Origin of the sequence: Photobacterium aquae, assembly GCF_001029445.1 — a bacterium.
In the GTDB taxonomy this organism is placed as follows: domain Bacteria; phylum Pseudomonadota; class Gammaproteobacteria; order Enterobacterales; family Vibrionaceae; genus Photobacterium; species Photobacterium aquae.
The window spans coordinates 133458-158109 of sequence record NZ_LDOT01000023.1 but is presented as its reverse complement, the minus strand read 5'-3'; the positions used below and the strand labels follow the sequence as shown (position 1 = coordinate 158109).

Annotated in this window: 22 protein-coding genes; 7 read left to right on the top strand and 15 right to left on the bottom strand. The window is 46.2% G+C overall.

The window, feature by feature from the left end; all coding sequences use genetic code 11:
* Positions 1-8: 8 nt before the first annotated feature.
* Positions 9-2492: a leucine-rich repeat domain-containing protein gene (locus ABT56_RS23325; RefSeq protein WP_053062526.1), complete on the top strand. Its 2484-nt coding sequence runs from the start codon at positions 9-11 to the stop codon at positions 2490-2492.
* Positions 2493-2536: 44 nt separating this feature from the next.
* On the opposite strand, the gene ABT56_RS16050 is transcribed toward ABT56_RS23325, so the two are convergent.
* The 7 genes from ABT56_RS16050 to ABT56_RS16020 form a co-directional block, all read right to left on the bottom strand.
* Positions 2537-4411 (bottom strand): GGDEF domain-containing protein, encoded by a 1875-nt coding sequence (locus ABT56_RS16050; protein ID WP_240478333.1) that lies wholly within the window; start codon positions 4409-4411, stop codon positions 2537-2539.
* Positions 4412-4485: 74 nt separating this feature from the next.
* Positions 4486-5601 carry a sugar ABC transporter substrate-binding protein gene (locus tag ABT56_RS16045; protein ID WP_047879894.1) on the bottom strand — a complete coding sequence of 372 codons (1116 nt, stop codon included), beginning with the start codon at positions 5599-5601 and terminating at the stop codon, positions 4486-4488.
* 424 nt (positions 5602-6025) lie between these two features.
* Positions 6026-6238: a transcription antiterminator/RNA stability regulator CspE gene (cspE, locus tag ABT56_RS16040; protein WP_047879893.1), complete on the bottom strand. Its 213-nt coding sequence runs from the start codon at positions 6236-6238 to the stop codon at positions 6026-6028.
* Positions 6239-6633: 395 nt separating this feature from the next.
* Positions 6634-7494, bottom strand: a complete 861-nt coding sequence (yghU, locus tag ABT56_RS16035; RefSeq protein ID WP_047879892.1) for a glutathione-dependent disulfide-bond oxidoreductase — start codon at positions 7492-7494, stop codon at positions 6634-6636.
* A 230-nt stretch (positions 7495-7724) separates the two neighbouring features.
* Positions 7725-8606 (bottom strand): LysR family transcriptional regulator, encoded by an 882-nt coding sequence (locus ABT56_RS16030; RefSeq protein ID WP_047879891.1) that lies wholly within the window; start codon positions 8604-8606, stop codon positions 7725-7727.
* Positions 8607-8647: 41 nt separating this feature from the next.
* Entirely contained in the window at positions 8648-9325 is a 678-nt protein-coding gene (locus tag ABT56_RS16025; RefSeq protein WP_047879890.1) for a DUF6933 domain-containing protein, read from the bottom strand.
* Between the two features lie 97 nt (positions 9326-9422).
* On the bottom strand, positions 9423-10202 hold the full coding sequence (locus ABT56_RS16020; RefSeq protein ID WP_047879889.1) for an AraC family transcriptional regulator: 780 nt from the start codon (positions 10200-10202) through the stop codon (positions 9423-9425).
* A 99-nt stretch (positions 10203-10301) separates the two neighbouring features.
* Here ABT56_RS16020 and ABT56_RS16015 point away from each other — a divergent pair, with 99 nt between their 5' ends.
* The 3 genes from ABT56_RS16015 (at position 10302) to ABT56_RS16005 (ending at position 13341) form a co-directional block, all read left to right on the top strand.
* A complete protein-coding gene (locus ABT56_RS16015) occupies positions 10302-11498 on the top strand; it encodes an MFS transporter (RefSeq protein WP_047879888.1) in 1197 nt (398 codons plus the stop codon).
* Positions 11499-11685: 187 nt separating this feature from the next.
* Positions 11686-12879, top strand: a complete 1194-nt coding sequence (locus ABT56_RS16010; RefSeq protein ID WP_047879887.1) for an MFS transporter — start codon at positions 11686-11688, stop codon at positions 12877-12879.
* A gap of 171 nt (positions 12880-13050) precedes the next feature.
* A complete protein-coding gene (locus tag ABT56_RS16005; protein WP_047879886.1) occupies positions 13051-13341 on the top strand; it encodes a putative quinol monooxygenase in 291 nt (96 codons plus the stop codon).
* An 80-nt stretch (positions 13342-13421) separates the two neighbouring features.
* Here the strand turns inward: ABT56_RS16005 and ABT56_RS16000 are convergent, their stop codons facing one another.
* From ABT56_RS16000 to ABT56_RS15990, 3 genes are all read right to left on the bottom strand, one after another.
* Positions 13422-15053: a methyl-accepting chemotaxis protein gene (locus ABT56_RS16000; protein ID WP_047879885.1), complete on the bottom strand. Its 1632-nt coding sequence runs from the start codon at positions 15051-15053 to the stop codon at positions 13422-13424.
* Between the two features lie 520 nt (positions 15054-15573).
* A complete protein-coding gene (locus tag ABT56_RS15995) occupies positions 15574-17205 on the bottom strand; it encodes a methyl-accepting chemotaxis protein (RefSeq protein WP_047879884.1) in 1632 nt (543 codons plus the stop codon).
* A 408-nt stretch (positions 17206-17613) separates the two neighbouring features.
* Positions 17614-18153, bottom strand: coding sequence for a redoxin domain-containing protein (locus tag ABT56_RS15990; RefSeq protein ID WP_047879883.1), 540 nt, complete (start codon positions 18151-18153; stop codon positions 17614-17616).
* 283 nt (positions 18154-18436) lie between these two features.
* Between ABT56_RS15990 and ABT56_RS15985 the strand changes: the two genes are divergently transcribed.
* Positions 18437-19246: an SDR family NAD(P)-dependent oxidoreductase gene (locus ABT56_RS15985; protein ID WP_047879882.1), complete on the top strand. Its 810-nt coding sequence runs from the start codon at positions 18437-18439 to the stop codon at positions 19244-19246.
* Between the two features lie 76 nt (positions 19247-19322).
* Here ABT56_RS15985 and ABT56_RS15980 read toward each other — a convergent pair whose 3' ends face one another.
* The 3 genes from ABT56_RS15980 to ABT56_RS15970 all read right to left on the bottom strand — a co-directional run bounded on the left by ABT56_RS15980 (position 19323) and on the right by ABT56_RS15970 (position 22251).
* The gene (locus tag ABT56_RS15980; protein WP_047879881.1) at positions 19323-20276 is read right to left on the bottom strand and encodes a LysR family transcriptional regulator; all 954 of its coding nucleotides are present in this window, start codon (positions 20274-20276) and stop codon (positions 19323-19325) included.
* Between the two features lie 188 nt (positions 20277-20464).
* Entirely contained in the window at positions 20465-21169 is a 705-nt protein-coding gene (locus ABT56_RS15975) for an NAD(P)H-dependent oxidoreductase (protein WP_047879880.1), read from the bottom strand.
* A gap of 158 nt (positions 21170-21327) precedes the next feature.
* Positions 21328-22251, bottom strand: coding sequence for an AraC family transcriptional regulator (locus ABT56_RS15970; protein WP_047879879.1), 924 nt, complete (start codon positions 22249-22251; stop codon positions 21328-21330).
* A gap of 122 nt (positions 22252-22373) precedes the next feature.
* Between ABT56_RS15970 and ABT56_RS15965 the strand changes: the two genes are divergently transcribed.
* Together ABT56_RS15965 and ABT56_RS24620 are read left to right on the top strand one after the other, a co-directional pair.
* On the top strand, positions 22374-23534 hold the full coding sequence (locus ABT56_RS15965; RefSeq protein WP_047879878.1) for an aminotransferase-like domain-containing protein: 1161 nt from the start codon (positions 22374-22376) through the stop codon (positions 23532-23534).
* The gene (locus ABT56_RS24620; protein WP_420835130.1) at positions 23531-23743 is read left to right on the top strand and encodes a transposase; all 213 of its coding nucleotides are present in this window, start codon (positions 23531-23533) and stop codon (positions 23741-23743) included. The genes ABT56_RS15965 and ABT56_RS24620 overlap by 4 nt, the downstream gene beginning before the upstream one ends.
* On the opposite strand, the gene ABT56_RS15960 is transcribed toward ABT56_RS24620, so the two are convergent.
* Together ABT56_RS15960 and ABT56_RS15955 are read right to left on the bottom strand one after the other, a co-directional pair.
* A complete protein-coding gene (locus tag ABT56_RS15960; protein WP_047879877.1) occupies positions 23729-24034 on the bottom strand; it encodes a hypothetical protein in 306 nt (101 codons plus the stop codon). The genes ABT56_RS24620 and ABT56_RS15960 overlap by 15 nt on opposite strands.
* A 33-nt stretch (positions 24035-24067) precedes the next feature.
* The gene (locus ABT56_RS15955) at positions 24068-24412 is read right to left on the bottom strand and encodes an antibiotic biosynthesis monooxygenase family protein (protein ID WP_047879876.1); all 345 of its coding nucleotides are present in this window, start codon (positions 24410-24412) and stop codon (positions 24068-24070) included.
* Positions 24413-24652: the final 240 nt, after the last annotated feature.

Below are 24652 nucleotides of genomic sequence, written 5' to 3'. Positions count from 1 at the left end.
ACACAATAATGAATAACTCAATCACCGACTATCTTGAAGATGAAAACTGGCCGCTGAATAGCGGCATACAGCCTAACGTTACTACGCTGTACTACCGCCTTACCCATAGCCACCCAGCATGGGAGGAATTGGCATGCAAGTACCCCAACCTAGAAGAGCTAAATCTCAATTACTATTGCGAGGAGGAAAATGCTCGCCGGCCTGATGCCGGTCTGTTTTCCTGCTTTCCCAAGCTAAAACAGCTCTCGTGCTCCAGGCTGCCTCTCATATTGACGCCCGAGCAAATCCCTCACTTGATGGCTTTGGAAGAAGTCAACAATGCCAATATTCTTGATGCAACAAGCTTTGAGGTACTCACCGGCCTACCCGCTATCCGAAAGCTGGATATATGCTATTGCGGCAAAGACTGCACATTATCCACAGCCCGCAGCCAATCACTGACATCCCTGAGGATACGCCCAGAGGCACACTTAACCCATCTGGTCATCAACCCAAGTGAGGCCCTCACCCATTTTGACCTTTACCGACCACAAGAGGGTAACGGGCGAGATCTATTCATATCACTACCACCATCGGTAACCTCTCTTAATTTGCACTTACACGCCAATGTAACGCTAGATTCACCGCTACCTAACCTTGGTTACGCCGTGCTTTCTGGCTGTCTTCCTGACGCCCTGCAATACAGCAAGCAGCTTAACTGGCTCACGCTTAACTATTTTGTCGGAGACACCTTGCCACATTGGCTCGCCGAGCTACCAGAATTAACAAGACTCTCACTCTTTAGCCCAAATCTTGCGGATCTGGGTGAAATAGACAAACTCACCAGCCTCAATCACCTTGAATTGGAATTACACACCTATGATAGGAGCAATCCTTTCAAAGCTCCCAAGCTAGGTGGCCTGGCCAATGCGCCAGCACTGACGACCTTGAAAATAGAGCTAAGTGCCAAACCTCAGGATGTTAGTAATCTTGTGGATCTCATTAACCTCCCTGAGCATATCGAACTCACAATGGGGATATTCAACAACATCAGCCGGGGCGATCAACTGCAAAAATTGCGGGGTATTCTGAAAAACGCCGAATTGAGCAATGCGGAAAAACGCCACTACTGGCACCTGCTGATGGCCATCGACAAGCCCAAAAACCTCTCCAATGATGACTTGGATGCACGCTTCCACCTCACATTCATGGAAGCCAAATACACACCGCTCAAGGCCCTGGCGCAAGAATGGCTACGTCAGCGCGCCCTCGCGGATATAGCCCGCCAGCCTTTGACTGCCAACTCGGTGTTATTTCTTTGTGGCAAAAGCGGCTTCAAGGCTTCAGAGTTAAAGGAGAAGTCTGCTGAACTGGGCTTTAGCATCAGTAAGAAACTGGATGCTAAAGTCACCCATATCCTGCTGGGGAACAACCCGAAACAGACAGCCACTATCGATGTAGACACGCACTGTATTATTGACGATAGCGCCCTCAGCCAGTGGTTCAGCAATGCTGCCCCTAAATTCTTGCAGCAAGACACCGCTGCTCCTATGCAAGAAAACATGCTGGAGATGCTGAGTTCCCCTGACGAAGCAAGTCATTTGGTTGCGCTTCAGCTACTCGAACAAGGCGGCGTGACCGATGAAATGCTAATGCCGCTATTCCTGATCCTAAAAACAACCGACAACAAATCGCTGCGCAAGCAGATTCAGGCCTTGCTTGCAGGTTTTGGCAATAACGAGTTCCAACTGGCGGTACAGGACAAAGTATTCTTCGATGGAAAAATGCGTGGTACGGATACCTACGGCGAACTAATCGGCGAAGGGCCGGTGCTCAAAAAGCTCAAAGGGTTGAAAAAACGCTGGGGCAAAACACTGTGCGATGCGTTTTCCCTGCTGTACTTCAACCGCTTTGGTGATGGACTGCTATGGCTACTCAGCCATAAGGAAGATTCTGATATCCGAGACAAGGCAATAGCGCAGCTGATTGAAGGGGAATGCCTCAATTGGCACAAAGGCTGTGGCTTTGCCCGCATGCTAAATGCCCGTAGTGAAAATGAACGCACAGAGTGTCATTGGGCACCGGAAATTTATCTGTCCAGCAGTGAATTGAGCAGCCTGCACACTCGGTTACCTGCTGAGCTACCCAAACAACAAGCGATCACCGAGCTGAATTTACACAACTGCCTGCTGTACAAGTTACCGACAAACATTGAGCAATATACACATGTAACGCGACTGAACCTCAGCTTCAACCCTTTACGGGCACTACCCGCCTCATTGGCCAAACTGAACCATTTGCAGGAGCTTGATCTCTCTTATTGTCATTTCGATGAATTACCAGAGGTATTGTTCAAGCTAAAACAACTCAAACGACTGGATCTGCGCCGAGGTAGCCGCCCTGAATATCGTCACGGCTATAGTACCCAACATGGTTATGAAACGCTCCGCGCTCCACAGGCCTTCCGCGATGCATTCCCCGAATGCGAAATCCTAGAAGACGAGTTGGTATAATCAATCCCGCATAAAAAATCCTCCCCATCAAAAGGGAGGATTTTTTATAGGATAGCGGCATCTGATATATCGTAATACTTTCGTTTGTTCCGATACATGTCACTATCAGCCATGGAAATCAACTGAGAGAGAGACTCCGTTTCGCTTGACGCCCCGCCCACCGAAAACGTCAGTGGATATTGCTCATCATCATTCAAATCAATCCACTGCCCATTTTGAACACGAGCCAAGTCTGCCATCAGTTGCCGAAGCTGGGCTTGATTACACTCCCGGGCAACAATGGCGAACTCATCACCACCAATTCGATACAGATATTGGCGATCTGACAAGGCAGACCGGATCAACTGGGCACTCTTCACAATAAGCGTATCCCCACGGTCGTGACCATAGTTGTCATTCAGTGTTTTCAATCCATTGATATCAACAATCAATACAGCAAGAAAATCACTGCTCTTGTTCTGCATTTCTGCTTTCGCATGTTCAAAATCACTATCGAAAGCGGTTCGGTTGAGGCAGGTTGACAACTTGTCCCTGCGGGCAAAATCTTCTAGCTCAAGCCATGCATGCAGCAATTTCTTCAGCAATTCGAATAAAATCGTATCGTCACACGACAGCGCAAGTACATCACAATCAAAATAACCCAGCTCATTACCCTCACTGGACGTCAGGGTTATGACCGTTTGGCTATCAGGTTTGGCAAAACCGAATCGAATACCATAATTCGGGAACAATGTTTCCAAGCCCGAGTTAATGACATTGGGAATATCGTGGTAGCTCACCCCTGTATGTGCGGCGGAAAAATGAATCAATGTCATCAAGCGAGACTGGTATTGCTCTTCCCGCGCAAGCGACGCCCTGAGTTCAGCGGTCTGCTCTGCGACAGTGTTTTCCAAACGCTGATTAAAATCAGCCAGCTGTAAGTTAGTATCCTGTACTTGTTGATTTGCCTCGCGCAGCGCGGTATTGCGGATTTCCAGCTGATCCATCTGCTTGGTTACCCGCTGCCATAATGAATCAATCAAACTAACCAATTGCTTAAATTCAGAAAATTGATATTTATGAGGGTTAATTTCAGGGCGAATCTGCCGTCTGAAACTTCGTACCACCTTCTCAATTTCCTTAATCGGCTGGATAAGCCAACGCGTAACCAAAATCGCCAGAATCAACGTGACACACAATGCCACGATAATGATACGGATCATCTGCTCTTTCGACTGGGCCAGCTCTTTATTACGCTCAACGTCAGAGATTCGGTGAATGATGGTCAGTTCCACTGGCGAAGCAAAACCCTCTTTGTTCAGGGTCAAATACGTCACGAAACGATTGGCGTTATAACCGAGTTTGTTCAATTTCCCATACTGAAAACTCACCGACTCTTGCTGGTAGAGAAACGGACGGGAAAGCTTTGCCAAATCTTCATACGACACCAGCACCATAATATACCCTTGGGGCTCATAATAAGCCTCTGGCACTAGAGTGTAAGGCAATAGTGGGCTGACAAACACAATACCACTCGGACCACCGTCTAGAACTAGATTCTCATCATTGTATGAGGTATGAAACGTCAGCCCTTTTTCATAAAGATCCTGAGCCCCCCGAACAGTGGCAAGTAGTTTGCTCTTTTCAAGATGATACATAGAGCCGTTAATTTCGTACATTGGCTGCCAATCTCTATCAATAATATAGGCGGCACTAATGCTGGATGAAAGTTCGTCAAAATCCTCGATCTTAGGGCGAACAACGCTTGAATAGAGGACATTATGCATCCCCTGTACCATCAAGCGATCTTTCGAATACCATTGGGTAAGATTGGCATTGAACAGCAGCTCTTTCTCTACCGTATCTCGGATACCCTTGGTTGAATTGGCAAGCTTAAGCTCTTTTTCCACCAGCAAATCATGCTGGTGTTTCTCAATCATACTTATTCCCATCCAATAGGCTGGTAACAAGGAGCCCAAGACGACAATTAGGGTCAAGATATTACGCAAACTCATCATGGTTTGTTATTTCTTCGCTTATCGATCTGAACAGTATGTTTTTTGATAAATTGCGTGACAAAAACCGCGGCTTTGTCTGCAGGCATACCGGCCCGGTAACGTTTATACCCCCGAATAAGCGCTTCCCATGTCACTGCCATCGTCACGGTACTTGGCATGGTATATGTCGGCTTCAGCTCTTTATAGAGTGCACCATAATAGGTCGCCGACTGAGCATATGACAACCAGTTAACTGTGTGGTTAGTGGAAATAAGATTCTGATTAATAATGACATTTTTGATAAACGTAGGTTGCTGTACAATCTCTGTCAGCGTTTTCAATGCCTGTCTTTTTTCTGGATCCGCCATCGCCTCGTTGGTGAAGGCGAGAACCTTGCCACCACTTAAAGAATGCATGGTATGGTTGTTATAGGTAGGCAATGCACGGATCTTCAGCTCATCGCCAAAATGTTGTTTCAGCTCCCCTAGAGCCCAGTCACCATCAATCAAGTATGGTACTTCGCCACGGATAAACTGCTGACGCGCTTGATCTTGGGTGTTATCTTTCGTCACCACATGATTATCAACCAACGAACCATAAAACGTCAGAGCCTTAGCCAAGGCATGATTATCAATATCGGTAACTAAATGCTCGTAGTGCTCTGGATGCTCACAAAACATCGAGATAAACGCCATCAGGAAATACATGTTCGGATGCTGCATCGCAAGCTCCGTTTTCCCCTGTTTGGCGGCGGCCAACAACCTCTCCCATGTTGGCTGTTCGTTATGCGTCAATTGAGTATTAACATAAAGAACTAGATGGTTACCCAACCCCAACGGCACACCATAAATCGCACCGTCTACTGTCACCAACTCGAGCGCCTTGTGCTCCATCTCTTTCTTCTCGATCCAGCTAGATGGGATAGAAGACAGATCAAAATAACTATGCAGCCCCAAAAAATCTGATGGTACCCAAATCACATCAGGTACAGTGATCCCTGTCTGCTTGGCGAGCAATAACTCTGACCGTATGTTGTTAACGTCAAACTCACGGATCACCAACGTGTTGTCAGTCTCAGATTCAAACTGACGCTTGATTTCAGCGACCGTCGAATATTCGATCCCGCTCCACATTTGAATTTCTTGGGCAGAAAGCCAAGTTGGAAAGATCACAGCAATGAGTAGTAGTATCGTTATCACGGTTAGCCAAGGTTAAAATGCGATAGATGAATATTCTATTTCTACATTTTCCCTCAAAAGCATACACATTGTCTATCAACAGCTTGATTTATACGAATGTTAGCCTCAAAAATACGCTTATAATTACACAATCAACGAATATGTATTCATCCGACTAACAATCACTTGTGATAACAACGGGCGTATTATGTTGCAAAAAACACTGGAAATACGATGACAAAGGAGACGGAAAAACAATATCGGACAGAACAGAAGAAATGCGGCAATAAATGAGGTGTTTACAAGTAGGTAGGATAGGATGAAAGGTAAAAACGAAAATCGGCGTAACCGGCATAGAGCCAGTTACGCCAACTCGAAATTAAAGCTTAACTACGTTAGCAGCTTGTGGGCCTTTTTGGCCTTGCTCAACTTCGAAAGATACTTTCTGGCCTTCAGCTAGAGTCTTGAAGCCTTCAGAAGCGATTGCACGGAAGTGAACGAATACGTCAGCGCCGCCGTTGTCTTGAGTGATGAAACCGAAACCTTTCTCTTCGTTAAACCACTTTACGATACCAGTTGTTTTGTTAGACATGTGATGTCCCTTATATATTTAAGTTCATGAAGTAATCGCATAATGCGATGCACTGATGGCTTGAATTATTGAATGCGACGATAAAGCTAAGGGAAACACAAAGAATAACAACACTAGTGAAGAATACTGAGGGTTTACTTGTACTTGATGGTTCATTAATAACCCTGAACAACAGAGCAAGTCGATAATACCTCAGTATCGGGTATTGTAAAGTTTTTTTTTATGTCAGATCGAAAGTCTTGCCCTTGTGGCGATTTGTTATACGCTTCGCCAGTGATTTGCTCACAAATCTTTATGTAACAAACAAATAGATTTAAAAAAAGTGAGAAGCAAAGCCTTCACGTCCTACGCTCTGCTTCTTCCATCCCTAACGATCAAATACCCGCATTCCACACTTAGTCAGGCTGACGACTCAAAACCTCATCAATATCCTGTGCACTATGACGTTCAGGAAGCTGCTCCCACTCCTCTCCCCAACTGCGGTTTACAATCCTGCCACGCAGAACGGCAGGACGCTGGGAAATCGCCTGTGCCCATCGTTGAACATTCGGATAACTTGCCACATCCAAAAACTCAGCGGCATCATACAAGCGGCCTAACACTAAATTCCCATACCACGGCCAGATAGCCATATCCGCTATCGTATAGGACTCCCCGGCAATATAAGTATGTTGTGCTAGTTGCTTGTCCAGCAAATCAAGCTGACGTTTAGCTTCCATCGTAAAACGGTTTATCGGGTATTCAAGTTTTTCCGGGGCATAAGCATAGAAATGACCAAAACCACCACCAAGATACGGCGCAGCTCCCTGCAACCAAAACAGCCAGTTCAACACCATCGTTTTCTGCTCGCTATCAGCAGGCAAGAAGTGTCCGAATTTTTCCGCCAGGTAGAGCAATATAGCCCCAGACTCAAAAACATTAATCGGTTCACTCTGGGAGTTATCGACCAATGCCGGGATCTTTGAGTTCGGGTTAATCGCGACGAAGCCAGATGAAAACTGATCACCCTCGCCAATCTGAATCAGATGGGCGTCGTATTCAGCCTCGCTCACGCCCAGCGCCAACAATTCCTCAAGCATAATTGTGACTTTTTGGCCATTTGGCGTTCCCATCGAATACAACTGCAACGGGTGTTGCCCCACAGGCAATGCCTTTTCATAACGCGCCCCGGCTTCGGGCCGGTTGATGCTAGCCCATGCTCCACCCATATCAGGGTTCATCGTCCAAACACTTGGCGGTACATATTCACTACCCATATTGATCATCCTTCTCGTGATTGCCTGTCGGCGTGGCTCGACCCAAATGTTGCATCATATTAGCAAAGGCACAAACGGATATTTTTGGCAAAACCATCCAAAGATTTATGCCTGATAATCCATAATAATAACCCCTTCCATCCTTGGTATAACCGAAAGCGCTATAGCGACTAGGGTGTGTCCCTCAATATATGTCGTTCTACCAGCAACGGAGGTTACTTAGGCAACCGCTACAACGTCAGTCTGGATTGTGCAAAATCGATAAAAGCAGATATCCGCCTAGATACTGCCGATGATTTATAATAAACGGCATTAACCAGTTCACGCCCAGTATCAGTTTGTTTCTCCGATTCGAACAGCGCCACTAAACGCCCAGCTTCAATATCCCGCTTCACCATAAAACCAGACAAACAAGCAATACCATTTCCGGCGAGAACCAATTGCCGTACCGTTTCGCCATTGCTCGATACCAACGCTGGAGTTATCGTTCCCATTCCCTGCAATGGCCAGTCATTGAGGATCTTGGGTTCCGTAAATCCCACCAGCTGATGTTGGTTCAAATCAACGGGTAGAGCGGGAAAGCCGTTCTTGGCCAAATAATCAGGTGACGCCACAATATAGAGCTGACTTTTACCTAGCGGACGAGCATGCAAGGTCGAATCTGTTAACCGCCCGATACGAATAGCCACATCGGTTCTTTTCTCCAACAAATCCACAAAGCCTTCATTCGAGGTCAATTCCAGCTCAATATCCGGATAAGCCGCTTTAAAAGGCTGAACCAACGGAACCAACTGGTGCAGAACAAACGGACTTGCCGCATCCACCCGTAAACGCCCTTTGGGTCGCTCACCGTGGGATGTCAGATCTTCTTCTGCCTTCTCAATAAGCGCCAGGCCATCCCGCACGGCATCGACAAACTGACGCCCCTCTTCCGTTAATCCAACCCGTCGAGTTGTCCGATTTAAAATTGACACCCCCAATTGGGCCTCAACTCGACTTACCGCCCGCGAAACCTTGGCCACCTGAATGTCCAGAGCATGCGCGGCCGCAGAAAAACCGCCAGTATCAACCACCGTCAGCAAAATCGACAAATCATCAGATCGAGTCAACATACTTTGACCCCTTCAAGCAACCAACCATATCTACCCATCAATCAATGCATAACTTGTTCATCATAAGCCTCTCTGCGCAAGTAACGAAAACGCTGCCTAACTTGACTCTGCATCGTCTCCGATACCCGACAATAGTCACCTAGCCACCTCACAACCATCTCTTCATCTGGAAAAATATAGTCTTTGCCCAGATATGCTTTACGTAATTGATGGTTGATCAAGGTATCGAGCATTGCCGCATGCTCGCCGCCTTGAGGAATATCGCCCATCTCCATCAAATGATACTTGTACATCCAAACCGCCTCGTTAAGGTTGCCTTGAGTACGCCGATCACCACGAAGATAAAAATGACACTCCCGGTGAGATTGCAAGAATGTGTCAGCCATCGGATTAAGCGTCGAGTCATCCATCACAGACACAGCCTCACCAAGGCGCTGCATATTATTAATCAGCCTCTCTAGAAGCATATTGATGAATGCATCTGAGTCTCCTTTTCGCACGCAGTTAAAAAACATGCAGTAACGGGTCTCTATATGCATCGCAATGACAGTTGGCTTACTGTAGACGCGCACAACATGAACCAACCAGGCAGAGTCAAGGCAACCGACACGCCCTATCAATGGTTCATCAGGGGTTGGCTGAATGGGGCCCGTTTTAACGCCTTTGCGCATCTTGCTAAAAAATTCCGCCGCCGCTTTCGTGCAATTGAATATCAACATGGAAACATCCTTTTTCCGCTTCAGTGCTATTTCGACTTATAGTTATATATTCCCTCATGTTGTCTAAATCTTGAAACTTAAAACAACTTAGGTGTGATCAACGATCCTCAGATAATTCGATCTGCATAAAAGCCCCCGGCGTGACGGCAAAACTCTGCTTAAAAAGGCGATTAAATGCACTTACACTGGTAAACCCCACCTCCAAGGCAACCCGAGTTACAGGCATTCCTTGCGCCAATAAAATAAGCGCTGCAAACAGCCTCGCTTGCTGGCGATATTCAACAAATGAAAGCCCTATTTCAGCTCTGAACAATCGGCTTAATGTCCGACTACTCACATTCGCTCTCTCCGCCCACTGCAGTAAGGAGTCCTGATGGTTAGGATTCTCTGCAATCGCCTCACACACTTTTCTCAGCCGCGGATCAGAAGCAACCGGCAAGTTGAATGATACATGACGGGCCACAAGAAACTGATCCAGTGTCACCTCTATCAGCCGGTCCAGTACATCAGAAGATAAGGTCTTGGCCTGTGGCGAGGCCAAATGCAAAAGCAACTCTCGCAGCAAAGCTGTTACCGATATCACTGTACTTTCATTGGGTAGCTGCGGATATAGATCGGGACGCACATAAAAATTACGCATCTCCGCACACCCGTGCATGACGACTTTGTGCCTCACCCCGGCAGGTATCCACACCGCCCGCTGGGGAGGGATCACCCATAAATCACGTTGCGTCTCTACCGTCATCACCCCTCGGCAGGCATACACAAGCTGCGAGAAATCATGATAATGCCAGTCTATCAAGTAACCATCCGGATAAGATTTCGCTATCACTACAGCTTTATCGGGACGGCCAACCGCAAAATCTCGTTTTTCCATATTGGCTCATTTGAGCAAAGAGTTGTCTTAATTGTGACTATACGCCAAATTTGCCGCAATTAAACTGTCTCGTATCCACGCTATTATCGAGATACCACTATGCGCAACTACCACCAGCCCTTGCTTAACTTAGGCCATGCACTCAATCACTACATCATTCTTATTTTCCCAACCGTAATCATTGCTATTAGCGAGGCATGGCAGACTCACTATGCAGACCTTCTTCAGCTCGGTAGCTGGGGCATGCTGGCTTACGGCCTCGGCGCTTTACCTGCAGGCTGGCTTGGCGATCGATGGGGCCATCAAAAAATGATGGTACTGTTTTTCTTTGGAACAGGGATCTCTGCCATTCTAACGACGTTGGCACATACCCCCCAACAGCTCGCACTCGGCATTGTTGCCATTGGCCTCTTTTCCTCTATCTACCATCCTGTCGGCATGGCATTACTGTTTCAGATTGTCCGAAACAAAGGACGAGCAGTCGCTGTCAATGGAGTGGCAGGCAATATCGGTCTCGCCTGTGCATCTATAACAACAGCGCTATTAACCTCGCATTATGGTTGGCAGTATGCTTTTCTTGTCCCGGGTATGCTGTCTTGCTTCTTGGGAGGTGTCTATGCATGGACATCACAGCGACTGTCAGGGAAAGCCAATACCAATACAGAAATGGAACAAAATACATCTACGGTTACACAGCCATTAAGATTGTTCACCATCATTGCCATTATTGCGGCGGCTGGCGGTCTTTTATTCCAAAGCACTACAACCGCCTTACCGAAAATATTAAACGTCACCTTCAATGCCAATTTGAATCAAACCGGTACCCTGAGTACGGTTATTTTTCTCGTGGCAGCCATTGCCCAAATTGGTATTGGTGAACTCATCGGTAAGGTTTCAACCAGAATACTCCTCACGGTCATAACTGCAGGTCAATGCCTATTTTTGCTAATGGCAGCACAGTCATCTGAATGGTCACTGACGTTATCACTCGCCGGTTTCTTATTCTTCGTCTACGCGCAAATCCCTGTCAACGACTGGCTCATCGGCCGATATGCACATTCATCATGGCGAGCAAGGCTCTATGCCCTGAAATACACTCTGAGCTTTAGTACTGGCCCTATCGCTTACTGGCTAATTGCTCAAACCTATCAGACAACCGGACACTTCATCGGCCTATACCATACCCTCTCTTGTATCGCGGCGCTCTCGTTAGCAGCAGCTGTCAGTTTGCCCCGTATGACAAATGTTCAGACATCTCAGCATAGTAATAAGACACTTACTGATCGTCATCACTAACAACCAAACAACGCATGCACTCTTTCCTAGTAACTGCCCCACACGCGCTTAACTGTCATTTTTGACAAAAGTCATTTGCCAATAACGCTGTTTTTCGCAAAAGCAATATCTCCAATAATGCGCCCATTCCGCAGGGCGCCTTACTCGGCTATATGCCCTGCACTCATTATCTTGAGGGCTTAAAACTATGCCACTAGCACTACTCGCTCTGACACTCAGTGCCTTTGCCATCGGCACGACAGAATTTGTCATTGTCGGGCTCATACCCACCATGGCAGCGGATCTAAACGTATCGCTACCATCCGCAGGCTTGCTTGTCAGCCTCTACGCTCTAGGTGTCGCCATCGGGGCTCCGGTACTGACGGCATTAACTGGGAACTGGAAACGAAAAAATGTCCTACTGGCCGTAATGGCTCTGTTTGTCGCGGGTAACCTTTTGGCCTGGCAGGCGCCAGACTACAGCACATTGATCGCGGCGCGGATCCTGACCGGACTGGCACACGGTGTCTTCTTTTCCATCGGGGCAACCATCGCCACTGGACTCGTCGCCAAAGACAAGGCTGCAAGCGCCATTGCGATTATGTTCACCGGCTTAACCGTAGCATTGGTGACAGGCGTGCCTCTTGGAACATACATCGGCCAAACATTTGGCTGGCAAGCCACCTTCTTGGTTGTCGCGCTACTGGGGCTCATTGCCTTGATTGGTAGTGCCTTCCTCGTGCCGAAAAATCTACAACAGCCACCAGCAACGAAACTGTCGGCACAGCTTAAGGTGCTCACCCAGCCCCGACTCCTGCTGGTGTATGCAATAACCGCATTGGGTTATGGTGGCACGTTTACTGCCTTCACCTTCCTTGCACCTATTTTGCAAGATATATCAGGGTTTAGCGCCAATGCCATCGGCCTCATTATGCTGGTATATGGTGTGTCTGTTGCCGTCGGCAATATCTGGGGAGGAAAGATGGCCGACAAAATGGGGTCAGTCAAAGCACTGAAAATCATTTTTTCCGGATTGGCGATGGTTCTACTCGCCTTTACGGTAACGGCACACAATCCGATAACAGCTGTGCTGACGATCTTGGTATGGGGTGCTTTTGCATTCGGCAACGTGCCTGGGCTACAGGTATATGTGGTCAGCCTAGCGGAGAAATATACCCCGGATGCTATTGATGTCGCTTCGGGGCTTAATATCGCAGCCTTCAACGTTGGCATCGCTCTGGGATCATGGGGTGGTGGTCACATCGTCGCCGAAGCCGGAGTGATGCAAACCCCTTGGGTCGGAGCCGTTGTGGTACTCATTGCCCTTGGACTAACCGGCTTTAGCGGAAGGCTCGACCGTATACAGCAACGCCAATTAGGCAACCAAGCAGCTTCATTCTAACTATCGCTCTAATATCAATAAACCTACCCGAGGCCATAATGGCCTCGGGTGGTTTTTTCAGGATCATCAACCATAGTCATCTACACTGGGTTATATCCAAGTGCAATCATCCAACAACGAAGAACTCTGACTTCAAGGTACTTATTCTGTATTTACTTAAAGGAAAATACCATGACCCAATTGACCATTGTCGCCAACATTATCGCAAAAACTGACAGTATCGAGCTCGTCAAAAGCGAACTCCTCAAACTTATCGAATTCACCCGTGCAGAAGCCGGTTGCATCAACTACGACCTCCATCAAGACAACGAAAACCCAGCACACTTCCTATTTTACGAAAACTGGGCCTCACGCGAACTCTGGCAGGCTCACATGAACAATCAGCATCTGGCTGAGTATCTGCAAGCCACCGACGGTGCAGTCGAGAGCTTTGTCGTCAATGAAATGACCCCAATTAACTAGTATTTCAGGTACAGTCTCGCATCTCCCCCTATAACACCAGCCTAAAAAGAACAGTGTTATAGGGGAAGCCTAATGCGCAATCATGCCAAGCGGAAATGAGCTACGTTGTCCTGTAGATTTGCGGCCAACTGACTCAGCTCCACGCAAGCACGCGCAGCCTGCTCAGCACCTGACGCAACTTGTGACGACGAAAGACTGATATTTTCAACATTTCGTCCCAGCTCTTCGGTCACCGAGTTCTGTTCGCTACAAGCGCTGGCAATCTGAATGTTCATCGACGCCATCTGTCGCACTTCTTCTTCAATTTCAGCGATATTTTGCCCAGTTTCCTGAGATTGACCAACGCACGCATTAATCAGCTGGCTGCTCTGCCTTGTCGCCTCACCCGCTTTCCCTGCTCGAGTTTGCAGCTGCTCTATAATCGTGGTGATTTCCGTTGTTGAAGCCTGTGTTCGACCTGCCAGCGTTCTGACTTCATCGGCAACTACGGCAAATCCGCGACCTTGCTCCCCAGCACGCGCCGCCTCTATTGCCGCGTTCAGTGCCAACAAATTTGTTTGCTCGGCAATGCTGTTAATCACATCCACCACCATACCAATACTGGCCGAGTCTTTCTCAAGCAGTGCCACGATTGTTTCGGTATCAGAAACCACCTTAGCCACACTTTGGATATTCTCGATATTATGGCGAATATTACCGCCCCCCTTAGCCGCACTCTCCGTTACGGCATTGGCCGAATGGGATGCATGCTCGGTATTGGCCGCGACATCATTGACCGTTGACTGCATCTGATTCATCGCAGTAGCTATCATGGTAATGTCGTCTTGCTGCTGCCTCATTCCCTGCGACGTCTGCTCTGAAACTGAGCTCATCTCTTCAATCGCAGCACTCAATTGGGTGACGGCTCCGGATATTTCCTGCAGTAGCGTTCGCAATCTATCCTGCATACCGGCGCAGGCAAGAGAAAGCTGCCCTAGCTCATCATGCCCAAGGGAGCTGTGATCCAACTCAGAGGTCAAATCCCCTTTGGCAATGCGTTCTGCCATATTGATCGTTGCCCGAAGGGGGGTACAAATCTGACGGGTCAAAAAGACTGTCATGACAATAATAAAGATCATAATAACGATAACGCCACTACTCGTCAGAAGGTAAGCCTGAGCAACACGATCCAGCACCGATTGGCGATCGGCTTGCGTCTGCGACTCATTCAATTTTAATAATTTCTCTAACGAGTCATTCAGCATTTTAAAACCGCGGTAGCTCCCCATCGCCAATGAGTTCGCCTCGACACTATTTTTCGCCCTCACCGCCGAGATGAAATCATTCTGAGAGGCCAAGTACATTTGCCATGCGGTATTCACATCAGCAAACAACCTTCCATCTTCTTCGTCCCACAGGCTATCTTTGTACCTTGCTAATTTATGCTCCATTTCCTGAAGCATAACTTCATAATTACTCAGTACCTTATCGACACTTTTATTATCAATGTTGGCAACAAGAAAAAACTGCTCTCGTCGGATATGCTCCGAGTCTTTTTGCATGTCCTTCACCAGAAAGATACTTGGCAGCGTTTTATCGGTGAGTGCGAGCGCACTATTTTTAAACATTGTTACTTCTGATATCAAAAATGCACCCAAGACAATCACTGCGATAAAGATAATCGCGAACCCGGTGCCGATCTTCTTACCGACCGAAAGGTTCTTAAAAAGCATCAGTTCAACTCCGTTAATCAATGACTTTGTTTCAGTCAGATTCTAGAAAATGAGCCATATGCTATTTTTTGCTTGTACTTGTTCAATTATCAAACATCCCATTCGTGATGTAGGTAGCAATAATCAAATTACCCATTTAAGAAAATTCAATAACGTGTCGCTTTACGTTCTCAATTTTAGATAAAAACACGCATTTTGAGATAATCATGACGCAATCTCAATCTTATTGGAAATATTCCTACTTTTTATAATCCTATTTAAGAATTCTTTTTTTCATATTTAAAATAACCATGTGTAAATTATTCCTCCATGAATAATTTTTAGGTTATATCGGGTATTTCTTCACTTTTTATTCAATTTTCTATCTATCTCGGCTGCCGTTAGCATGTAACAGTCATATGAAAACCATATAGATATAAATAACAAAACATTAAAGTGATACTGAAAATGAAATTTAAGTTCCCATAAAAAACACCAGCCTCTTTCGAAGCTGGTGTCCATTCATTTTCAATCAGTAAACTTAAACCAAACGGAATCGACCAACATTATCCTGTAAATTTGTCGCCAATTGACTTAATTCGACACAAGCCTGAGCGGTTTGATCTGCTCCTGATGCTATCTGTGAAGATGCTAGGCTAATATTTTCAACATTCCTGCCTAAGTCCTCAGTAACAGAGTTTTGTTCACTACATGCACTGGCAATTTGAATGTTCATCGACGCCATCTGACGAACTTCTTCTTCAATTTCAGTAATATTCTTGCCGGTTTCTTCTGACTGACAGACGCAGTCATTAATCAACTGGCTACTATGCCTTGTTGCATCGCCAGCTTTTACTGCACGCGCCTGAAGCTGCTCAATAATCGATGTTATTTCTGTTGTTGATGCCTGTGTTCTACCCGCTAAAGTTCTTACCTCATCAGCAACAACGGCAAAACCTCGGCCTTGCTCACCAGCTCGGGCTGCTTCAATAGCCGCATTCAATGCCAACAGGTTCGTCTGCTCTGCAATGCTATTAATCACATCCACGACCATCCCGATACTCGCTGAATCTTTCTCCAGCAAAGTCACAATACTCTCTGTATCAGCAACCACCTTAGCCACAGTTTGGATGCTATCAATATTCTGGCGAATATTATTACCGCCCTGAACTGCACTATCCGTCACTGCGCTAGCTGAATTCGATGCTTCTTCTGTATTAGCTGCAACATCATTCACGGTTGCCTGCATCTGATTCATCGCAGTAGCAATGGTAATAATATCATCTTGCTGCTGCTTCATACCTTGTGACGTTTGCTCGGAAACCGCACTTACCTCTTCAATTGCAGCCCCTAACTGAGTTGCAGCACTTGAAATTTCGTGCAACAAGTCCCTTAACTTATCTTGCATCCCAATACATGCCAATGAGAGCTGTCCCAGTTCATCACGACCTAGCAAGCTGCGATCCAACTCAGATGTCAAATCCCCCATCGCAATACGCTCAGCCATATCCTTCGCTTTATTAAGAGGAATACAAATCTGACGGGTAATTCGTGTCGTAATAAAAATCGTAAAGAGCATAATGGCGACAATACCTCCGATCGTCAGCATATAGGTTTGATAAACCTGCTCTAGAACCAATTTACGATCCGAGTGAACATAAGACTGATTTAATTCAAGCAAACTATCCAGCGATTTAATTAAGCTATTAAAACTATCAAGGCTATTAACAACCATCGCATTTGCTTTCGTTATATTTTTATTCTTTATCGCCGTTATGAACTCACTTTGATCTGACGAATAATTTTGCCATGCTTTCGTCACAGCAGAAGAAAAACGACGATCCTCTTCTTCCCAAACACTATCTTGGTATTCTTTGACTTTCTTGGCCATATCTCCCAGTTGTTCCGCGTAATCATTCAATGACTGATCAATATTTGAATTATTTACGTTAGAGACCAGAAAAAACTGTTGCCGGCGTATATGTTCGGAGTCCAACTGCATATCTTTTACCAATACAATGCTTGGCAAAGTTGCATCAGTAAAAACCAATATACTCTCTTTCAACTTTGTAACTTCAGAAACAAGAAAAATGCCCATAGCGACAACAGAAAAAAAGACAATCGCAAACCCGACACCTATCTTTTTACCAACAGAAAGGTTATTAAAACGCATGAATCAAGCTCCGTTTAAATATGGCTTGGCAGAAGAAGTCATATTATTAAAATGCAATAAACGCTTTCTCACTAAGATTGCTGATTATTTTTCAAGCAAAAATCTTGTGATTAACCTATCGATAATAGCATTGTTTTTTCAAGATAATACCAATTTGTATCAAAATGTTTCACTCGATTGCTCTCATTACAGTATTTTGAGTCAAAAACGACACGGCAGATTGGATAAAATAAGAATTTTTCCTATAAATTGGCGATGAAATAAATATTTCATTGCCAACTTTACTCATATGCGTCAAATATCCATTTATCCAAAGATCATAAAAACGTTTAACTATGCAGTTTTCACAACTAAGTGTACCTATCACTAATCGTAATAGGTACTAAACAACCGGGTAAAATACACTCATTAATAATCAAGCGTACCGCGAATAGGATAATTATTATCCGGATTGCGAATCCAGACCAATCCTCTGGACAGCGCTCCAAGCTCTGGGCGGACAAAAGGATTATTCGAAATATCCACCACATGTAAATTTCCATGCTCATTGACCACAAACAATCCCGGCTCAGAAAAATTATGATCCGTTTCTTGCTCAGAACGTGGCAAGGAAATATACAGCCCCAAACTTTTCATTTGTGATTCTGTCAATCCATAAGCGATAGGAAATGAAATGTTCAAGTTTTCTAGATGTACTTCCAGTTGCTCTTTGGCATCACCTGAAACCGCCAAGATATCAACCCCTGCATCAGAAAATGCCTGCCTGTAACCTTCCAGTTCATTAAGATACGCTGTACAAAGCGGACAATGCTTCCCTCGGTAAACAAAAACTGCCTGCCATGTCGCCTCCCCTTGCGGTTGGCCTAATCTCACCTTATTACCATCAAGCAAAGTCGCCTCAATGGTTGGGAAACTGTCACCCGCTTTTAACTTTGCTGAGATTGCCATAATCACTCCCTCATAATGATCACCTAACAAGATATCAATCTATGAGTGTGGACGGCGCTTTGCCACTGTTCAAGTCATCCCCGAGCCATACATAACGTCCGCCTCTTTCAATTCTCAAGGTTTCATTGAAACAGTTTCTCTTCGACCTTCTCCCCATATGAACTTAATATACTGAGAATTAATAATTCATTGCGGGGAAATAGAGACAGATATGGCTAGCTTTTGCCTAGACTAATACCTATGCGCAACAGAGCGATGACAGAAAACCACTAAGGAACATATCATGCCCAAAACTATTCTTATCACAGGTGCTACAGATGGCATCGGACTCGAAACAGCAAAGCAACTTGTCAGCGATGGGCATCTGGTTATTCTGCATGGCCGTAATCCAACGAAGCTTGCCGACGTCGAAAAAGCGTTATCAGCCATAGGCAATAGCAGCCAGATTGAAACCATTGTCGCAGATCTCTCCCAGTTACAAGATGTCAATAACATGATCAAGGAGATAACCCAACGCTTCGGGACAATTGATGTTCTAATCAATAATGCTGGTGTGTTCAATATCCCCGCCCCCCGTACCGATGACGGCTTGGATAGCCGCTTTGCTGTTAATACCTACGCCCCATTTTTGCTAACCCGTGAACTGTTACCCTTACTCGGCGAAGGCGGCAGAGTTATCAACCTTTCTTCTGCCGCACAAGCCAGTGTCGATCTGAAGGCTCTGAGCCATTTTCAACCAATGGCTGACGGCGATGCCTACGCTCAAAGCAAACTGGCATTAACAATGTGGTCTCGACTCATGGGTGAGGCTCTAAAACAACATGGGCCGATGGTCGTTGCCGTTAATCCTAAATCATTGCTGGGCAGCAAAATGGTCAAAGATGCCTTTGGCATTACAGGCGGGGATATCAAGGATGGTGCGGACATTCTAGTTAGAGCCGCACTTTCAGACGAGTTTGCCGATGCCGGTGGCAAATACTTTGACAACGACATCGGTCAATTTGGCGATCCCCATGCTGATGCTCTGGATGATCGCAAGGCATTGGAAGTGGTCAGTGCCATAGAAGCAAAGTTGGACTCATTAATTAACTAACAACCCAGCTTTGTAGGTTGACTGCATGCGTTAACCAAAATGATGCCCAGGCTTCTTCGGCCGTGACGCCACCTATCTAGGAGCTTGGGTACAATTGCCCATATTCTTCAATATAATCCAACCAAAATGGCGGTGTACCAATATAAGCCTGCACGGCTTTAATAAACTCGGTAACTAACATCGTTTGTTTGCGATGGGGGTAAACGGCATAGATCCCGCTGTCCATGTTCGATAACGGGTAGTCCGTGAGTAAAGGAACCAGCCCCATCTCCTTGAGCGTCCGCTCTAGGAAAAACACATCAATTATACCGTAGCCAAGACCATCTCTGACTGCGTCCATTAATACCCGCAAATCACTGACCTTGTAGTTACCCTGCATGGTATAGCGCTTAATTCCCTCGGCATGACTTGCATCAATGAAGCCCATTTGATCCAGATTGAAAATGCCGTTGCTATATATCACAGCCGGAAGTTGGGAGAGGGCTTCGGGGCTATCTGGCATCCCGTAGCGCTCTACAAATTCATTCGAGGCCACCAAGGCATAATGGGCATCAACGATTTTCTTTGCCACTAAGTTCGAATCAGCCATTTTGCCAATCCGAAATGCCAAATCAAAATGATCGGCAATAATGTCGTTTTTCTTATCATCCAACCATAAGTTGATCCGAACTTCCGGATATATCTTCATAAATCGGCTAATAACCGGTTGGAGGTACTGCTGGCCGAAAAACACCGGTGATGTAATACGAAGCATTCCTTTCGGCATCGACTGGTAAGAATCGGCAATACTTCGGATTTGCCCCAACGTATCGACCAAGGTATAGGTCTGGGCCAAAATCTCTTCTCCGGCAGGCGTCAAGGAGAATGACCGGGTCGAACGGTTGAGCAGCCTCACACCCAATTCTGTTTCTAGCTTTTTTATCTGCTTGGATAGCGAAGAGTTATCCATCTCATTCTTTACGGCGGCCTTACTGAATGAACCTTGTTGTACAACATCCAAAAACAGGGCTAACTGCTGAGTTAAAGACAAACACTATCCTCCACACATTCTATCATCCAGTCGATACTGGCTTTTGCTCTCCATAATACGCCAACTCCCTTAATATCCCCAAACAGGGCCTCATACCAAGGATCTCAAAGACGAGATAGCAGGCCATAAACAAGAAAAGGCCGACTACATCGTAGCCGACCTTTTCTGGGGGTATTTATATTAGTCGATTAGAACCACTTAACCATCTGCTCAGTTGTACGGCGCGTTTTGTCGTAAGCTGGCTCACCAGCACGGTACCCAAAAGCAACCATGACCGCCGGGCGGTAAAGCTTAGGATCAACACCAAAGTGTGTCTCCAATACCTCGGTAGCCTTATCCACTTCAAAACCTTCGATTGGGCATGAGTCGATACCCAGCATAGCCGCAACACTCATCATATTACCCATCGCAATATAAGCCTGCTTGCCTGACCAATCGGTGATCTGTCGCTCGCCTTCGATATGGAAGTCGTGCTCTTGGAATTTCTGGAATGCCTGATTCATGAAGCCAATGACGTCATCCGGCAGTTGCTTCACTTCCTTCATGAACTGCTGTTGGTATTCGGAGTTGTGCTTCATGGTTGCGTCAGTATGCGCAAGGAAGATCACAAAATGGCTCGCAGTGCCCAACTGGCCCGCCGTTCCATTGAATGCACCGTTTGCACCCCAGCTAAAGTCACGGAACAGCTCACGCTTTTCAGGTGACTGCACAACCAGTATCTGCCACGGTTCAAAACCAAACGAGCTAGGTGATAGACGGGCCGCTTCCAAAATAGTGTTAAATTCATCGTCACTGATCTTGCGGTCAGGGTTGAACACCTTGGTCGCATGACGGAAGTTGAAGGCGTCGATAATTTGCTTTTGAAGATCGTTTGTTTTAGTCGCTTCAGTCATTGCAAGCACTCCTGTAAACCTTGGGATGTTGTCTATTTCAATAGCGCTATCATGGCGAAATCCATCCCCCAGAAAAAGGCTCACAGCACCCAATTACTTTGGAACTTTTGTTCCATAATCTATCAGCACACCTATCAAAGTGGCGCAAATACGAGCGATTATAGTACTTTTTTCCTATGGTAAGCAGAACCTGAGTTCACGCTAAAACTAATAGGTACATAATAATCCAAAACGAATACTTCACTTTCATGGATAAAGTGGTTTTGCAAATAATGGACATAGGCGGGCGTTGATCGTAACTTGAACCCCGATTTAGGCAGCCACTGCGCCATCACCTTGCTAATTTGCGGCAATAAATCACCGTATCTCCCTTCTAACCGAAATACAGCATGCAAACCACCGGGGATAACCATTTGATTAACGACACCCCGCAACTTAAGCGGGCGATCGATTTCAATGCAAGCCACATAGCGACTTTTGTCCAAATCAACCCAAGCCGGATTTGAATGATGCAAGCCAAACTGGGTAGAAAAACATCGCTTTTCCTCGGCAGCCCACGCCTTGAGTACCAACCAGGCATAACGGATGGAGCGATTGTAGCCGACGTGGCGAACATAAGCGGCTAACCGTGGCGGTACCTCCATAATTTTAGGCTCTGGTAATGGCGTGTGTGCCATTCGGAGATAGCCCGCGGCAACGTCCGGATCTTTCTGGTAGGGCTTGTCGGCCAACTGCAAATCGTATTTACGCCACTCTCCCGGAGACATCGTAAACGTCGCCTTGAACGCACGGTTAAACGATGATACAGAGTTAAATCCGCAGTCATTGGCAATATCGGCAACCGAAGACTTGGGATCAAACATCAGCTGATTAGCGGCATACTCCATTCTGGTACGGCGAATATACTGATGGATAGACTCCCCCACCACTTGCTTGAATATACGGTGGAAATGTTGCTCGGAATAGGCCGCTATATCCGCCAACTCTCTGGCGGGCAGCGCCCTACTTATATCCTGATGAATATAAAAAAGGACATCGTTGATCCGAGATTGATGCTGTCGTGACTGGCTTTCCCTGCTCATACTTCAAAATCGCATAAATGGACATGTTTTACAGCATAAACGGACAACTTATTTCCGCGCAATCACGAGTACTATCGTTTCATACTTATTCGTAAAATAATTATGCAAACACAGGAATCATCATGGAAATAGCGCAGTCACTACAACAAATCCAATCATCGTATATCAGAGAGATCCTGAGTGCGGCATGCAACAAGAACGTTATTTCACTCGCTGGCGGACTGCCGGACGAACAAGCCTTCCCGATTGACCTGATGAGACCCACGCTGACACAACTGGCCGAGATGCCCAATGTATTCCAATATGGGGCTACTGCTGGCTATGGCCCGCTTCTTGACTTCCTCCAGCACCATTTCGCGCTGCCTGATAGCCATAAAGTCATGATGTGTACCGGCTCCCAACAAGGGCTGGATCTTATCGCTCGCGCCTATATCAACCCCGGTGACACCGTGGTAATGGAAGCCCCTAGCTATCTTGGAGCGATGCAGGTATTTGGCTTGGTTAGCGCCAATATCGTTACCGTTGCACAAAACGCCCACGGGCCGGATCTTGTGCAATTGGAACAGTGCTTCGAACAGCAATCCCCAAAGATGTTCTATGCGGTACCCGACTTCCACAACCCAACGGGGGTATGCTGGTCGCTAGAAACCCGCCAGCAAGTCGCAGCGCTTTGCATCAAATACAATGTGGCCTTTATTGAAGATGCGCCTTATCGCGAACTGCGCTTTTCCGGTAACCCGATTCCGCTAGTTTCTGATTTTTGCCCTGAACATTCTATCGTCCTGCGATCCTTTTCCAAAATCGCCTCACCGGGGCTGCGTCTTGGTGCGGTCAGCGGAAAGATTGCCTTCCTTGACCCACTGATCAAAGTCAAACAAGGGGCCGATCTCCATTCAAGCGTACCGATGCAGGCACTGCTGCTCGGCTTGCTCCAACATGATAACTTTGGCTTACATATCGACAAGATCCGTGCGCTGTACAAAACCCGCTACCAAGTATTATTTGACGCGCTGCAACAGCAACTACCCGTTACTTGCGGGATGAACAGCGTAGAGGGAGGTATGTTTATTTGGGTGACCCTGCCAGAATGTGACACATTTGCACTCGCCAAAACCCTGCTTGCCAATGGTGTTGCCGTTGTCCCCAGCCCTGTCTTCTATCCCGAAGCACACCCAGCCCAGGCAGCCCTGCGACTGAACTTTACCAACGCAACTGCCGAGGAATTACAAGAAGCGGTAAGACGACTTACCGATGTACTGCACAATACGCTAGCGGTTATTTGAGCATCACGCTAAAACAGCAATCGTATAGAAATGGGCTGGTCGCTTTTCGCGACCATAACAGCCAAACACAAACAATGAAAATCCGCACCTTGCCGATGGTGAAATGCCTGTGGTTCATAGTGCAGCATATATTGCCCAATAGATTACGGCTGGTGCGGAATTACGAACAACGCTACTTACACCAAAATTTAACGTTATATTGGATTTAGTTTTGCACTATCACACCAATACTCTGAGTAACTTTCATCCGCCCAACATTCGATTCTAATCGTGCCAAACTCTTTGTTGCCAGTATTGAGCTCTTCTGAAATGACTACTCTCTCTGCCGATAGCATAGTACTAATAGAATCAGCCAAATCCTCAAAACCAAACAGCTCAAGGACAGTGTTTTCGCTCTGAAGACGAACCTTTATCATGCCCTGTTCTTTTACTCGGCTCACTGTTAACTCAGAAATAAATTCTGGCCTTGTACATTCAAATAACGTCTCATAGTCACCCATAAACGGCTCCACTTCATCAATGATGTTTAGTCTCTATCCATGCACTCTGACACTGTCTGTCGGTACCTCAGTACGTTCGTCCATACTGTAGTCGCGAATAACACCCGCCACTCTCAGTCTATAACTTTCGAATATTCCACTTCGCCCTTTGACTTGCGCAAACCGATGGGCCTCTAAACGACGCCATTCCTGAATAGATGCTTCGTCTTTCCAAAAAGATAGCGACAGTACTTTGCCATTGTTTGTAAGACTCTGGAAACGTTCTATTGAAATAAAGCCTTCAATTTCTGAAAGCAGTGGCCTAATTTCACTTGCAATATCCAGATATTCTGAAGTTTTACCTTCTGCAACTTGTACTTCAAAAATAACAGCAATCATAACTTACCAACCAACTGAATAATTTTATCTATTCTAACCATTTTCCAGCACAGAAAGTCTTTTTTCCATGCCATCTTGGTTCTTTGTCAATTTACCGCCTACCATTGTCGGGATGGAAGCCAGCGGCAGTTCTCATTACTGGGTGCGGGAGTTAATCAAGCTCGGCCACACTGCTGATCATGGTATCCTAATATGCAGCGCCTTTCAGGGCGTGTTGTTATATTTACTTACCTGCTACAT